General features: G+C 72.7%; 13 protein-coding genes. 6 read left to right on the top strand and 7 right to left on the bottom strand.

The genetic code is table 11. The features are described 5' to 3' along the window. Window positions 1–2: 2 nt before the first annotated feature. The 3 genes from ADL05_RS18670 to ADL05_RS18660 are packed head-to-tail and all read right to left on the bottom strand — an operon-like array spanning window position 3 to window position 3246. Complete coding sequence (locus tag ADL05_RS18670; RefSeq protein ID WP_231640812.1) at window positions 3–1343, bottom strand: extracellular solute-binding protein; 1341 nt, start codon at window positions 1341–1343, stop codon at window positions 3–5. A 35-nt stretch (window positions 1344–1378) separates the two neighbouring features. Beyond that, window positions 1379–2329 (bottom strand): carbohydrate ABC transporter permease, encoded by a 951-nt coding sequence (locus tag ADL05_RS18665; RefSeq protein ID WP_053618275.1) that lies wholly within the window; start codon window positions 2327–2329, stop codon window positions 1379–1381. Between the two features lie 5 nt (window positions 2330–2334). Then, window positions 2335–3246, bottom strand: a complete 912-nt coding sequence (locus tag ADL05_RS18660) for a carbohydrate ABC transporter permease (protein WP_053618274.1) — start codon at window positions 3244–3246, stop codon at window positions 2335–2337. Between the two features lie 144 nt (window positions 3247–3390). Here ADL05_RS18660 and ADL05_RS18655 point away from each other — a divergent pair, with 144 nt between their 5' ends. Together ADL05_RS18655 and ADL05_RS18650 are read left to right on the top strand one after the other, a co-directional pair. Continuing rightward, the gene (locus ADL05_RS18655; RefSeq protein ID WP_231640811.1) at window positions 3391–4494 is read left to right on the top strand and encodes a hydroxyacid dehydrogenase; all 1104 of its coding nucleotides are present in this window, start codon (window positions 3391–3393) and stop codon (window positions 4492–4494) included. Beyond that, the gene (locus tag ADL05_RS18650) at window positions 4491–6422 is read left to right on the top strand and encodes a DUF2264 domain-containing protein (RefSeq protein WP_197285849.1); all 1932 of its coding nucleotides are present in this window, start codon (window positions 4491–4493) and stop codon (window positions 6420–6422) included. Before ADL05_RS18655 ends, ADL05_RS18650 begins: the two co-directional genes overlap by 4 nt. A 59-nt stretch (window positions 6423–6481) precedes the next feature. On the opposite strand, the gene ADL05_RS18645 is transcribed toward ADL05_RS18650, so the two are convergent. Next, window positions 6482–7891: an FAD-binding oxidoreductase gene (locus tag ADL05_RS18645; protein WP_053618273.1), complete on the bottom strand. Its 1410-nt coding sequence runs from the start codon at window positions 7889–7891 to the stop codon at window positions 6482–6484. Window positions 7892–8286: 395 nt separating this feature from the next. On the opposite strand from ADL05_RS18645, the gene ADL05_RS18640 reads away from it, so the two are divergent. The 4 genes from ADL05_RS18640 to ADL05_RS18625 are packed head-to-tail and all read left to right on the top strand — an operon-like array spanning window position 8287 to window position 10544. Beyond that, a complete protein-coding gene (locus tag ADL05_RS18640; protein ID WP_231640810.1) occupies window positions 8287–8601 on the top strand; it encodes a hypothetical protein in 315 nt (104 codons plus the stop codon). Beyond that, window positions 8598–9827 carry an NRAMP family divalent metal transporter gene (locus ADL05_RS18635; RefSeq protein ID WP_053618272.1) on the top strand — a complete coding sequence of 410 codons (1230 nt, stop codon included), beginning with the start codon at window positions 8598–8600 and terminating at the stop codon, window positions 9825–9827. The genes ADL05_RS18640 and ADL05_RS18635 overlap by 4 nt, the downstream gene beginning before the upstream one ends. Before the next feature lie 2 nt (window positions 9828–9829). Next, window positions 9830–10228: a hypothetical protein gene (locus ADL05_RS18630; protein ID WP_231640809.1), complete on the top strand. Its 399-nt coding sequence runs from the start codon at window positions 9830–9832 to the stop codon at window positions 10226–10228. Then, window positions 10206–10544, top strand: a complete 339-nt coding sequence (locus ADL05_RS18625) for a PRC-barrel domain-containing protein (RefSeq protein WP_053618270.1) — start codon at window positions 10206–10208, stop codon at window positions 10542–10544. Before ADL05_RS18630 ends, ADL05_RS18625 begins: the two co-directional genes overlap by 23 nt. A gap of 174 nt (window positions 10545–10718) precedes the next feature. Here ADL05_RS18625 and ADL05_RS18620 read toward each other — a convergent pair whose 3' ends face one another. The 3 genes from ADL05_RS18620 to ADL05_RS29830 all read right to left on the bottom strand — a co-directional run. Next, complete coding sequence (locus ADL05_RS18620) at window positions 10719–11798, bottom strand: RNA ligase (ATP) (protein ID WP_053618269.1); 1080 nt, start codon at window positions 11796–11798, stop codon at window positions 10719–10721. A 115-nt stretch (window positions 11799–11913) separates the two neighbouring features. Continuing rightward, window positions 11914–12915: an aldo/keto reductase gene (locus ADL05_RS18615; protein ID WP_053618268.1), complete on the bottom strand. Its 1002-nt coding sequence runs from the start codon at window positions 12913–12915 to the stop codon at window positions 11914–11916. Window positions 12916–13221: 306 nt separating this feature from the next. After that, window positions 13222–13389 (bottom strand): STAS domain-containing protein (locus ADL05_RS29830; RefSeq protein WP_156365919.1); only part of this gene is annotated, 168 nt, incomplete at its 5' end.

The raw sequence follows: 13389 nt of genomic DNA, 5'->3' as shown, positions 1-13389 counted from the left end.
CTTCAGTCGACCTGGAATCCCTGCGACTCACCGTACGAGCGCAGCTCGTCGCCCCAGGCCTCCACGCCGTCCTGGATGGATCCCGCCTCCTCGATCTCCGGTCCGACGCTGTCGCCGAAGACGGAGTTCGCGTACACCTGGTACGGAAGGTACTGCCAGCCGTCGGCGACGCCGTCGGAGGCGGCCACTAGGACCTCGTTGGCCTGCTGGCCGCCGAAGTAGTCGTACTCGGCGGCGAGGTAGTCGGGGTCCTCCAGGACGGAGGTCTGCGCGGGGAAGGATCCGGCCGCGACCTGGGCGTCCAGGGAGGCCTCGTTCGTGGAGAACCACTCCAGGAAGCCCATGGCCAGGGCGGTGTTCTCCGAGCCCCTGACCACGGAGAAACCCGATCCGCCGTTCTCCGCGTTCTCCGGGGCGGCCCCGTCCCAGACGGGCGCGGGCGCGACCCGGAAGTCGCCCGCGTTGTCGGTGAGGGTGTTGGAGATGTTCCCCAGCGCCCAGGCCCCGGTGATCCAGGTGGCCAGGGAGCCCTCGCCCAGGGCCCTCCACCACTCGTCGGTCCATCCGGGCTGGGAGGCGGCGAGGTCGCGCTCGACCAGGTCGCTCCAGTAGGAGGTGACGCGCCGGGTGCCCTCGTCGGTGAAGTCGACCGTGCCGGTCTCGCCCTCGAACTGGAACGGGCGTCCGCCGCCCTGCCAGATGAAGCTGTCCAGCCCGCCGGCGTCGCCGGGGTCGATCGAGGCGATGTGGGCGCCGCTGTCCTCCTGGATGAGCTCGGCGGCCTCCGCGAACTCCTCCCAGGTCGTGGGGACCTCCGCGCCCGCGTCCTCGAACAGCCGCTCGTTGTAGATCATCACCAGCGGCCCGGTGTTGTTCGGCAGTCCGTAGGTGCCCTCGGCGTAGGACATCTGCTCCCACGAGGAGGCGGTGAACTCCGGCTCCAGCGCGTCCAGGCCCCAGTCGCCGACGGGCTCCAACTGTTCGGAGAGCGCGAGCTGGGGCAGGGCGAAGTACTCGACCATGGCGAGGTCGGGGACGTTCTCACCTGCGCTGATCGCGTTCTGCAGGGCGGTGTACTGGTCGGCGGACTGTCCGGCGTTGACCAGGTCCACGCTGACCTGCGGGTGCTCCTCCTCGAAGGCGGCGACCGCGTCGTCGAACTTGGTGCTCCAGGTCCACAGGGTCAGTTCGCCGCCCTCCTCCAGGGCGGCCTCGATGTCGGCGGAGCGGTCGGTGGAGCCCGATCCGCCGTCCTGCGTGCCGCCCCCGCCGCAGGCGGTGGCGAGGAGGACGGCACAGCAGGCCGCTGCGGGGACGGTCAGGACCTTGGGGGGTGTGCGCATGGTGCATCCCTTGTCGTGGTGGGAACGGTGCGGAGTCACTGCTTGACGCTTCCGGCGGCCAGACCCGACTGCCAGTAGCGCTGGAGGAAGAGGAAGGAGACGATCAGCGGCACGATCGCCAGGAGCGAGCCGGTCAGGACCACGTTGTAGACCGGTTCGAGGTTGGCCCCCGTGGTCACCTGGCTGTTGAGCTGGTTGAGCCCGACGGTGAGGGGATAGAGCGCGGGATCGCTGAGCATGATCAGCGGGAGGAAGTAGTTGTTCCAGGTGTGGACGAGGTTGAAGAGCAGGACGGTGGCCACGCCGGGGGCGAGCAGCCGGAACGCGACCCGCCAGAACGTGGTCCAGGCGCCCGCGCCGTCGATCCGGGCCGCCTCCAGCAGCGAGTCGGGGACGGAGTCGGCGGCGTAGACGGTCATGAGGTAGAGGCCGAACGGGCTGACCAGGGCCGGGATGATGATCGCCATCCGGGTGTCGGCGATCCCGAGTTCGGCGAAGAGCAGGAACGTGGGGATGGCCAGGGCGGTGGCGGGGATGGTGATCGCGCCGAAGACGACGGCCCGGACCGCGCGCTTGCCCGGGAAGTCGAACTTGGCCAGGGCGTAGCCGCCCAGGGCGCAGATGAGGGTGGCGCCCACGGCTCCGGCGACCGAGTACAGGACCGTGTTGAACAGCCAGGTCAGGTAGATGCCGTCCTGGTAGGTGACCGTGGTGACGATGTTGTCCCACAGCGCGAACTCCGAGCCGAACCAGAGTCCGTTGGAGGTGAACAGCTCGCCGTTGGTCTTGGTCGCGTTGACCGCGAGCCAGTACAGCGGCAGCAGGGTGTAGAGGACCATCAGCGCCATCGCCGCCTGGAGCAGGACGCTGGTCCGGCGGCGGCTCCGGCGCCGCCCCGTGCGGGCGGGCGCCGGCGTACGTCGGCCGCCGTGCGGGGGCGCGGTGCCGGCGGCGGGGGCCGGTCGCGGTTCGGTGGTCGCGCTCATCGACCTCATCGCCTGTTCCCCCGTTCGGTGAGCCGCTGGGCGACGTAGGCCACGACCACGGTGATCGCGCCGAGCAGGACGGCCACGGCGGCGGAGTAGGTCACCTGGTTGGCGTTGAAGGCCAGCTGGTAGGCGTACATGTTGGGTGTGTAGTAGGTGCTGATGGCCGCGGGCGCCAGGGACTGGAGCACGTTGGGCTCGTTGAACAGCTGGAAGCTGCCGATGATCGAGAACAGCGTCGCCACCCACAGGGCGGGGCGCAGCGCGGGGATCTTGATGCTCAGGGCGACGCGGGCCTCGCCCGCGCCGTCGATGGCGGCGGCCTCGTAGAGCTCTTCGGGCACGGCCCGCAGCGCCGCGTAGAGGATCAGCATGTTGTAGCCGACGAACTCCCAGGTCACGACGTTGCCGATGGCGGCGAGGACCCAGGTGGAGGACAGCGGGCTCGGCAGGGCGAGCCCGGTCGCCTCGTTGAGCTGGGCGACCAGGCCGAACCGGTCGCCGTACATGAACCCCCACATCAGGGCCGCGACGACGGAGGGGACGGCGTAGGGCATGAAGATGCCGATGCGCATGAACCGCATGGCGCGCACCCGCCCGGAGTCCAGGACCAGCGCGGCCAGGAGGGCGAGGCCGATCATGATCGGGACCTGGACGCCCAGGAAGAGGGCGACGCGGGAAAGGCCTTCCAGGAACCTGGCGTCGGTGAGGGCGTCGGCGTAGTTGCCCAGTCCGACGAAGGACCGCCCGCCGATGAGCTGGTCCCGGAACAGGCTCAGCCCGCTCGCGTACACCAGCGGCGCGACGATGCCCACGGTGAAGACGACCAGGAAGGGGGTGACGAAGACCAGGCCGGTCCAGTCGCGGCGCCGACGCCGGGGCCGGCGCGGCGGATCCGCCGGTGGGGCTGTGCTCATCCGCTCCTCTTTCGCATGGGGCTGTGGTCCTCCTTCGCCCTGGTGTAGCCTCGGTCACACGGAATGCGCTTTCCAACGTAGATGTGACCCAAGCCACGGTCAAGACCGGGGCGCGAAATCGTCAGGAAGAGGCAGGGAGGCCCCGTGCGGAACGGCGTGGTCCAGGCGAGCGGAGGCGGTGCGATGGGCATCGGCGAGGACGCGGACGAAGGGCGCGGCGACGCGCCCGAAGCGAGGACGAAACGGCGGCCGAGGACGCTGCTGTGCATGGACGACCGGACCTTCGACCTGCAGTTCCCCACACCGATCCTCGCCCGGCTCACGGAGTCGGCGCAGGTGGGAGACCCCGTGCGTGTGCGAACGCTCGACAGCGGGGAGGCCCGCGCCGGGCTCGCCGACTGCGAGGTGCTCCTGACCTCCTGGGGCTGTCCGCCCGTCACCGGCCGGGTCCTGGACTCCGCTCCGCACCTGCGGGCGATCATCCACGCGGCGGGGAGCGTACGCGGACACGTGTGCCTGGAGACCTTCGACCGGGGAATCCTGGTGACCACGGCGGCGGCGGCCAACGCGGTTCCGGTCGCGGAGTACGCCCTCGCCATGATCCTGGCGGCCGGAAAGCGCGTTCCGTTCCTGGCGCGCCAGGCCCGCTCGTTCCGGTCCGACTGGTCCTACGCCTCCGCCCACGGGGAGCTGTCCAACCGGGGGCGCACGGTGTGCCTGGTCGGGTGGTCGCGGACCGGGCGGCTGCTCGGAACGCTGCTGCGGCCGTTCGACATCGAGGTCCTGGTGGTCGACCCGCACGCCGACGCCGACGACGTCGCCGCCCAGGGCGCGCGGCTGACCACGGCGGAGGAGGCCCTCCCCCGGTGCGACGTCCTGAGCCTGCACGCGCCGATGCTGCCCTCCACCCGGAACATGGTCGACGCCGCCGCGCTGGCGCTGCTGCCGGACGGCGCGACCCTGCTCAACACGGCGCGGGGCGGACTCGTGGACACGGGCGCCCTGGCACGCGAGTGCCGGGCGGGGCGCCTGTACGCGATCCTGGACGTCACCGAGCCCGAGCCGCTGCCCGACTCCAGCGACCTCTACGACTGCGAGAACGTCGTCATCACCCCGCACGTCGCGGGGTCGCTGGGGTCGGAGACCGAGCGGATGTCGCTGGCCGCGCTGGAGGAGCTCGACCGCTACCGGTCCGGCCGTCCGCCGCTGGACGAGGTCACCCGGAGCGCGTTCGGGGTGATGGCGTGAGCGGGCACGCACTGCGGCTTCCCCCCGAGGACCGGGACCTGTCCCCCTACACCGGCTGGACCCGGCGGCACTGGGCGGCCGTGGCCGAGCACCTGCTGCTGTCGGTGCGCCCCCACGTGTCCCCCGGCCTGGCCCGCGTCGACCTGCCCGGCCCCACCAGCGCCTACGGGCGCGACAGCGACGGCCTGGAGGGCTTCGCCCGCACGTTCCTGCTCGCCGCCTTCCTCGTCGCCGGGCAGGACGGGCACGACCCGCACGGCTTCCTCGACCGGTACCGCGCCGGACTGCTGGCCGGGACCGACCCCGACGGGTCGGAGCGCTGGCCCCGTCCCGACGAACTCGACCAGGCCAAGGTCGAGGCCGCCTCGGTCGCCCTCGGCCTCATGCTCACGCGCCCCTGGCTCTGGGACCGCCTCTCCCCCGCCGAACAGGGTCGGGTGACCTCCTGGATGTCCGCGGTGATCGGCCAGTCCTATCCGCCGATCAACTGGGTGTGGTTCCAGATCGTCGTCGAGGAGTTCCTGAGGTCGGTGGGCGGCCCGTGGGACGCGGCCGACATCGAGAGGGGACTGGCCGTGCACGCGGGTCTGCGCCGTGAGGACGGCTGGCTCTCGGACGGCCCCGAGCGCGCCTACGACCACTACTGCGGGTGGGCGCTGCACTTCTACCCGCTGGTGTGGTCCTCGCTCGCCGCCGATCCCCCCGCGCCGGACCTGCGCGACCGGTGGCGCGCCGACCTGCGGCGCTACCTGGACGACCACGTCCGGCTGATCGGCGCCGACGGCGGCCCGCTCTTCCAGGGGCGCAGTCTGACCTACCGGATGGCGGCCGCCGCGCCCCTGTGGGTGGGGGCCTGGACCGGCGCCACCGACCTGTCGCCCGGTCTGCTCCGCCGGGCCGCCTCGGGCGTACTGCGGCACTTCACCGACCGCGGCGCCCCGGACGCCGACGGCCTGCTGACGCTGGGCTGGCACGGGCCGTGGCCGGGCATGCGCCAGTCCTACTCCGGTGCCGGTTCGCCCTACTGGGCGGCCAAGGGGTTCTTCGGGCTGCTGCTGCCCGAGGAGCATCCGGTGTGGACCGAGCGGGAGCGGCCCCTGCCGGTCGAGGAGGGCGACGTCCGCGCGGTGGTGCGGGCGCCCGGCTGGATCGTCAGCGGGACGGCGGCCGACGGCGTGGTCCGCGTGGTCAACCACGGGACCGACCACGGCACGGAGGGGCGGCCGACCGGGGACTCGCCCCTGTACGCGCGGCTGGGGTACTCGACCGCCACCGCGCCGCCGCTGGCGGGGCCGACGGTCGGCTCGCCCCTGGACAACAGCGTCGTGGCCCTGGACGCCGAGGGCACGGCGACGCACCGCACCGGGTTTCGCGCGGTGGGCGTGCACGACGACGGCATCGCCGCGGTCGGGCACTCCCGGTGGAGGGCGCACTGGGTCGCGGTCGAGGAGGACGGGGCCCCCGACCACGGCTCGGGGCGGCGCGGCGCCACCCGGCCGGGGCCCCTGCTCGACGTGTGGTCGGCCGTGCGCGGCGCGGACGAGGTCCGCGTCGTGCGCGTGGGCCCCGAGCCGGCGCCGGACGGCGGGTGGATCCTGCGCGTCGGCGGCTGGCCCGCGGTCGACGACGGGCCCCTGGTCTCGACGCTGAGGGTCCTGGCGGCCGACGGCGTCGACGGCCCGGCGTGGATGGGCGTCGAGGAGTTGGGCGAGGTCGGACCGCTGGGCGCCGCCACGTCCGTGATGTGGGCGGTGGTGTCGGCCGCGCCCGGTGCCGTGGTGGCGTGCCTGGTTCGGCTCTCCGGGGAGCCCGACGACGACCCCCAAGAGCGGCCACGGGTCGAGATCGGCACTGAGGGCACCGTCGTGACCTGGGCGGACGGGGCCACGACCCGGATCAGTGGAGCGGTGGGCCCGGGGAACGTGTGACCGGGGACGTGTGATCGGGGAACGTGTGGCCCGGGGGCCGCTGCGGCGGCCCCCGGTCGTCATCCGGCCGGGGCCGGCGGGATGTTCTGGTTGAGGTGGAAGACGTTGCCGGGATCGACCGCGCGCTTGATCGCGGCGAGCCGGTCGTACTTGGCCTGTCCGTAGGCGGCGCGGACGCGTTCGGTGCCCTCCTCCATGAGGAAGTTGACGTAGGCTCCGGACTCGTGGGGCGCGAGGTCGGACCAGAAGCCGCGGGCCCAGGCGCGCTCCTGCGCGAAGCCCTCCTCGGTCGCGCAGGTCGCGTTGATGTTGAAGGTGTGGCCCGACGAGCGCCCGGAGAACGCGGTGTCGTCCTCCCCGACGCGGGCCAGCGCACCGCCGCGCTGGAAGATCGGGAAGGCGGTCAGCGCGGAGGTGAACCGGGTCGCCCGGTCCGCGGTCAGGTCGATCACCTCGTCGGTGAGCACGTCGACGTCCCTGGACTTGAAGTAGTACCAGCGGCCGTGCGGGAAGGAGGGGTCGAACATGGCCTGGAACCGGGTGAAGGGCTGCGGCGCGCACAGGTCCAGCACGGGTCGGCCGAAGCGGCGCAGCGCGGCGAGGAAGCGCTCGCCCGCGTCGATCGGACCCGCCCAGCAGCAGACGACCATGACGACGGGCGCGCCCCGCAGCTCGGCCGGCACGTAGTCCATGGCCGGAGCGCGCCGGTGGACGACCGCCGTGGTGAGGTCGTCGGGTGCCTCCCTGATCCAGTCGCGGTAGAAGCGCAGCAGGCGGGCGGAGTCGGCCATCCGCCACACGACCGGTCCGGCGAGCACCGTGGGGCCGACCGGGTTGAGCCGGAACTCGAACTCGGTGACGATGCCGAAGTTGCCCCCGCCGCCGCGCACGGCCCAGAACAGCTCGGAGTTCTCCGTGGCGTCGGCGCGGACGGCCTCGCCCTCGGCCGTCACCATCTCCACCGCGGTGAGCTGGTCGATGGTGAGCCCGTACTTGCGCATGAGCCAGCCGATGCCGCCGCCCAGGGTCAGCCCGGCCAGTCCGGTGTGGGTGACGATGCCGGCGGGCACGGCGAGTCCGAAGAGCTGGGTGGCGGCGTCGAGTTCACCGATGAGCACCCCGGCCTGGACCCGGGCGGTCCGGGTGTCGGGGTCCACGCGCAGCCCTCGCATCCCGGACAGGTCGATCACGACGCCGCCCTCGCTCAGGGACTGGCCGGGGAAGCTGTGGCCGCCGCTGCGGACGGCGACCTCCATCCCCTGACCGGCGGCTAATCGCAGCGCCTCGACGACGTCGGCGGTGTCGGTGCAGTAGGCGATCAGGGCGGGTCTGCGGTCGATGGCCCCGTTCCAGACCCGCCGCCCCTCGTCGTAGCCGGGGTCCTCGGGGCCCAGGAGGCGGCCGTGGAAGGTGCGCCTCAGCGGCCGCAGGTCGATCGGCGCGATACCGGTGTGCGCTGCATCGTTCATCGTTCATCCCCCGTACAGGGCGGCGCGCCACCCGGGGCCGGGCGGTGGCCTCTTCCTTCACCGTAGGCCCACGGGGGCCCGATGTGTGATACAGGCCACATTCGGCCACGAAGAGAGTGCCGCCGACCCGACCGACCCCCGACGCGAATCCGACGACCGACCCCCACCCTCGGTTAGGGTTCCATCACCGTGGGCACCCATGGGGATGTCCCGGTCCGACGGCCCGAGGAGGGATCGCCATCGCCGTCCGCGCCCGACGCCCCCGATGGTCATGGGCCGCCGCTGCCGCCACCGCGCTGGCCGTCCTCGCCGCCGGCGGCTGCACCGCGCCCGCGCTGACGACGGCGGCCTTCCGCCACGACGCGCACCACTCCGCCGTCGGCCTGCTCTCCGCCGTGGGCACCGGCCTGTTCGTGGCCGACCTGGCCGAGGCGGACCGGGCTCCCGGTGTCTACCTCGACGTCACGGCCACGCACGCCGAGGAGCGCGCGCGGTCGATCGCCGCGTCGTTCGCGTCGCTCCACCCGCCCGGCCCCGCCTCCGACGAGCTGCGCGCGCAGCTGGTCCCGCTCGCCTCCGACGCCGTGGAGGAGCTCGCCTCCCTGCGGATCGCCGTCCGGCGCGGCGACACCGCCGCCGTCCGGGACGCCGAACGGGGCCTGAGGGCCGCGGCGGACGGACTCGGCTCGGTCCGCGGGAGCACGGTGTGAAGCGGCTCCTGTCCTTCACCCTGGGCTTTCTCGCCGCGATCGGCGGCTTCCTCGACGTGGGCGACCTGGTCGCCAACTCCGTCTCCGGCGCGCGGTTCGGCATGTCCCTGGCCTGGGCCGTGCCGGTCGGCGTCGTCGGGGTCATGCTGTTCACGGAGATGTCGACGCGCGTCACCGTGGTGACCGGCCGGTCGACCTTCGACCTCGTCCGCGAGCGCCTGGGCGCCCGCGCCGGGCTGGTGAACCTCCTGGCGTGCTATCTGGCGACCCTGCTCACGCTGGCGGCCAACATCGGCGGCATCGCCCTCGCGCTGGAACTGGCCAGCAGCATCCACTACCTGCTCTGGGTCCCGGTCGCCGCGTTCCTGTCCTGGTTCGTCATCTGGCGTGTGCCCTTCCAGGGGATGGAACGCACCTACGGACTGCTGGGCGTGGCGCTCATCGTCTTCTCCGTCGCCGTGTGGCGGCTGGGCCCGGACTGGGGGGCGCTGCTGGACAGCGCGACCTCCTTCGCCCCGCCACCGACCGAGCCGTGGCCGACCTGGTGGTTCTACGCCGTGCTCGTGCTCGGTGCGGCCATGACCCCGTACACGGTGCTCTTCTTCTCCTCCAGCGCCGTGGAGGAGGGGTGGACGGCCGAGGATCTGAGAGAGGCGCGCACCAACATCTTCATCGGCTTCCCGTTCGGCGGGTTCCTGGCCCTGTCGATCATGGCCTGCGCGGCGATCCTGCTCCACCCGGCGGGTGTGAACGTGCACGAACTCGACCAGGTCGCACTGCCGGCGGCCGTGGCCCTGGGCAAGGTCGGCCTGATCCTGGCCGTGATCGGCTTCTTCGCGTCGACCTTCGGTGCCAGCCTGGAGGTGGGCCTGGCGGCGGGCTACAGCATCGCGCAGTACTTCGGCTGGACCTGGGGCAAGACGACCGCGCCCGTGCGGGCGGCACGGTTCCACACGGTCACCCTGCTGGGCTTCGTGGCCGCCACGGCCCTCATCCTCACGACGGTCGACCCCATCAAGGTCACCGAGGTCAGTGTCATCCTGTCCGCCACCACGCTGCCCCTGACCTACCTTCCCGTGCTGGTGGTGGCCAACGACCGCGGCTACCTGGGCTCCCTGGTGAACGGACGCGCGACCAACATCCTGGCCTCGCTCTACCTGGTGTTCATGCTCGCCCTCGCCCTCGCCGCGATCCCCCTGCTCGTCTTCACGAAGGGAGGACAGTGACCGTGGAGGAGCAGACCCCGTTCCGCATCGGCTTCGTGGTGCTGGACCGGCAGATCATCGACGGGGACGGCCGTCCGGCGGGCAAGGTCGACGACGTCGAACTGACCTGGGAGGAGGGCGGCGGGCCGCCCGTGATGAGCGCGCTGCTCACCGACTCCGCCGCGCTGGGACCACGGATCTCCGGACGCGCGGGCCGCCTCTGGCGGTCGGCGATGCGGCGGCTGCGGCCGTCCGTCTCCGAACCCGCCCGGATCGCGGTGGAGGACGTCGCGGCCTTCTCCCCCTCCACCCGCCTGACCACGGCCGCGCCCGAGCAGGCGAACCTCGCGGAGGCCTGGCTGCGCGACCATGTCATCGGACGTATTCCAGGAGCACGCCGTGGCGACGACGCTGGTGAGTGACCTGATCGGCCGACCCGCGCTCGACCGGGACGGCCGGAGCCTGGGCACGGTGCAGGACGTCGTGGTCCGCCGTACCCGGGAGGGCCGGTACGAGGTCGTCGGCCTCGTGGTGGGCAGGCACACCGTCGCCGGGCGCTTCGGGTACGGGGGAACGCTCGAACCGCCCACCCCGTGGCACCGTGTACTGCGGTGGATGCGGCGCCATGAGCGCTATCTGGCCTGGGAGGACATCGCGGACCCGGCCGATCCGGTCCGGGCGCGCGTGGCCTCGACGGATCTGCGCGCCTGGCGCGGACACGGCCACGGCCGGGTCTGAGGGCGCGGCACCGTGCGTCCGGGTCCGGACGCACGGTGCCGCCCGCGAGCCCCGAGAGCCCGCTAGCCCGAGAGCCGGGCGGAAGCGACGACGAAGGGGCACCGGCCTTCGGCGCCCGCGGTCCGCAGGCGGCCCCACTCGCCGACACCGGACCCGCCCCGGCGCCCCGAGGCCTCACTCGTACTCGGTGCCGCCCCTGCGCGTCAGGTAGTCGTCGGAGACCACCTTGACGATGGCCCGGCCGTCGAGCACCTCGGAGCGGCGCTCGCGGGCGGGGCGGACCACCAGCCCCTCGCGCAGGTGCGCGGACCGGCCGCTCCACGTCTCCGCCCCGCCCGCCGCGGCCAGCAGCGCGTCGGCGTCGTAGGGGCCCTCGAACAGCCGGGGCACGGCGGGCAGGCCCACCGACTCCAGGAGTTCGTGCAGTTCGGCGGCGTCGACCCACACCCGCTGCCCGGAGAGTTCCATGGCCACGTCGAACACCGCGTAGCCGGGCCGCTCGCTCCGGCCGGACTCCCCGTAGGCCAGGTCCTGCACTCCCGCGCCGAACACCTCGCCGAAGACGCCCACCCGGGCGGCCCCGTACCGCTCGGCGATCTCGCGCGCCGCCTTCGGCACGCCGTGGGCGGTCACCGCCCTCCAGTAGAGGTTGTCCTCCGCCCGGGCCAGGCCGTGGCCCCGTGACGCGAAGCCCTTGGAGGAGACGAACTCCTCCCCGGTCTCGGACACGAACGTGAACAGGCACGCCGTTCCGTGGATCTTCTCCGTCGCCACGACGGGCTCGCCGGGCTCGAAGACGTCCGGGTAGCGCTTGACGTTCTCCACGTCGATCCAGGGCAGCAGGTCCGGCGCGGGGACGATGTCACCGCTCATGTGGAGCGGGATCTCCGGCACCCACTTGGTCACGCCGAGGTCCGCGGCGAAGTCGGTCCCGGCACCGTGGGCCGCCGCCAGGTCCACGCCGGCCAGCCGACCGGGTCGGCACACCAGGCCCTGGGAGAGCTCACCGCGCAGCCGGATCGCCCGTACGCGGTTGCGCTTGGACCCGGCCAGGCGTCCGGTCAGTCCCAGTTCCTCGATGAGGTCGTCGGGCAGCACGGCGTTCTCGGGGATGTAGACGGCCCAGTCGCCCGTGCGGTAGGCGCCCTTGGCCACGACCGCGCGGTACAGGCCCACCTGCGCGAGCTCCAGCGCGTCGGCGTCGGGGTGCGGGTGGACCGTGAGGCGCTCGGCCGTGACCCGGAGGGTGGACATGGTGCTCCTCCATGTGCTGTGGACGCCTTCGGCCGGCGCCCGGGGCACACCCACTATGGAGGTGCGCTCCCCCGCGCCACAAAGGGTTTTGTCCCGGCGAGCGGGTGCGTGGGGGTCAGCGCTCACTGTCGAGAACGGCCATCTGCGGCGCCGCGTAGCGCTGCCCGGCCGCCGATCCGGGCGGGACCGCCTCCTCGATCGCGGCCAGGTCGGCCGGGGACAGGGTGAGCTCCGCTCCGGCCAGGGACTCGGCCAGGCGGTCGCGGCGGCGGGCGCCCACCAGGGGCACGACGTCCTCGCCCCGGGAGAGCACCCAGGCGACGGCGACCTGCGCGACGGTGGCCTCCAGTGGCTCGGCGACCGCCCGCAGCGCCTCCACCAGGCGCAGGTTCGCGGCGAGGTTCCCGCCCTGGAAGCGGGGGCTGACGGCTCGGAAGTCGCCGGCGGGCAGCTCGCGCTCCGGGCTCCAGTGGCCCGAGAGCAGACCGCGGGAGAGCACCCCGTAGGCGGTGACGGCGGTGCCCAGCTCACGTGCGGCGGGCAGGATGCCGTCCTCGACGCCGCGCGAGAGCAGGGAGTACTCGATCTGAAGGTCGGCGATGGGGTGCACGGCCGCGGCTCGGCGCAGGGTCTGGGCGCCGACCTCGGACAGCCCGATGTGGCGGACGTACCCGGCCTCGACCAGTTCGGCGATGGCGCCGACGGTGTCCTCGATGGGCACGTCGGGATTGAGGCGGGCGGGACGGTAGATGTCGACGTGGTCGGTACCCAGGCGGCGCAGGGTGTACCCGATGCGGTCCCTGACCGCCGACGGCGTGGTGTCGTACGCCGCGTTCTGGAAGGCGCCGGAGGGCTCGGTCCGCGCACCGAACTTGACACTGATCACGGCGTCCTCGCGGCGGCGGGTGCGCAGGGCCTCGCGGATGAGGAGCTCGTTGTGTCCTTGGCCGTAGAAGTCGCCCGTGTCGAGCAGGGTGACTCCGGCGTCGAGCGCGGCGTGGATGGTGGCGATGCTCTCGCCCTCGTCGGCGGGTCCGTAGAGGGCGGACATGCCCATCGTGCCGAGTCCGAGAGCGGACACGGTGGGGCCGGTGGTGCCCAGGGTGCGCTTGTGCATGGTGATCCCTTGGTCGACGGGTGCCGGACGGCACGCCGAATCAATGGAAACACTATGACGATAACACCGGTAATAATCAGTGGCAACACCGGTTCGATAGCACCGATAACAACCACCGCCGCGCGGTCGCTCCGACCGCTCCGCTCGGGACCGGATCCTCGGTACCGGCCCGGGTCCGAGGCGGCTCGGAAGGCCCGGGCGCGGGCCGCGCGTTCCGGGGCACCGGGCACCGACCGCCGGGCTCGGGACCGGCCCCGGACACGCGAACGGCCCGCCGGGAACCCCGGCGGGCCGTGCACCGGCGGCTCAGTGGCCGCCGTTGAGGGTGCCCGTCAACTCCTGGTGCAGCGAGGCGCTGGGCTCGTTGAGGCCGACGATCTCGACCTCCACCCCGTGCTTGCGGAAGTGCTCGGTGACCTGGTCCAGGGCGGCCACGGCCGAGGAGTCCCACACGTGCGCCTTGGTCATGTCGAT

The sequence above is a fragment of the Nocardiopsis sp. NRRL B-16309 genome, assembly GCF_001279585.1.
Classification (GTDB): Bacteria; Actinomycetota; Actinomycetes; order Streptosporangiales; family Streptosporangiaceae; genus Nocardiopsis.
Note: the sequence above shows the minus strand (reverse complement) of the source record. Positions and strands in the feature narration are given on the sequence as shown.

Coding starts and splice junctions, on each gene's coding strand:
- ADL05_RS18670 (WP_231640812.1), bottom strand. CDS start 1,343: ATGCGCACACCCCCCAAGGTCCTGACCGTCCCCGCAGCGGCCTGCTGT.
- ADL05_RS18665 (WP_053618275.1), bottom strand. CDS start 2,329: ATGAGCGCGACCACCGAACCGCGACCGGCCCCCGCCGCCGGCACCGCG.
- ADL05_RS18660 (WP_053618274.1), bottom strand. CDS start 3,246: ATGAGCACAGCCCCACCGGCGGATCCGCCGCGCCGGCCCCGGCGTCGG.
- ADL05_RS18645 (WP_053618273.1), bottom strand. CDS start 7,891: ATGAACGATGCAGCGCACACCGGTATCGCGCCGATCGACCTGCGGCCG.
- ADL05_RS18620 (WP_053618269.1), bottom strand. CDS start 11,798: ATGTCCACCCTCCGGGTCACGGCCGAGCGCCTCACGGTCCACCCGCAC.
- ADL05_RS18615 (WP_053618268.1), bottom strand. CDS start 12,915: ATGCACAAGCGCACCCTGGGCACCACCGGCCCCACCGTGTCCGCTCTC.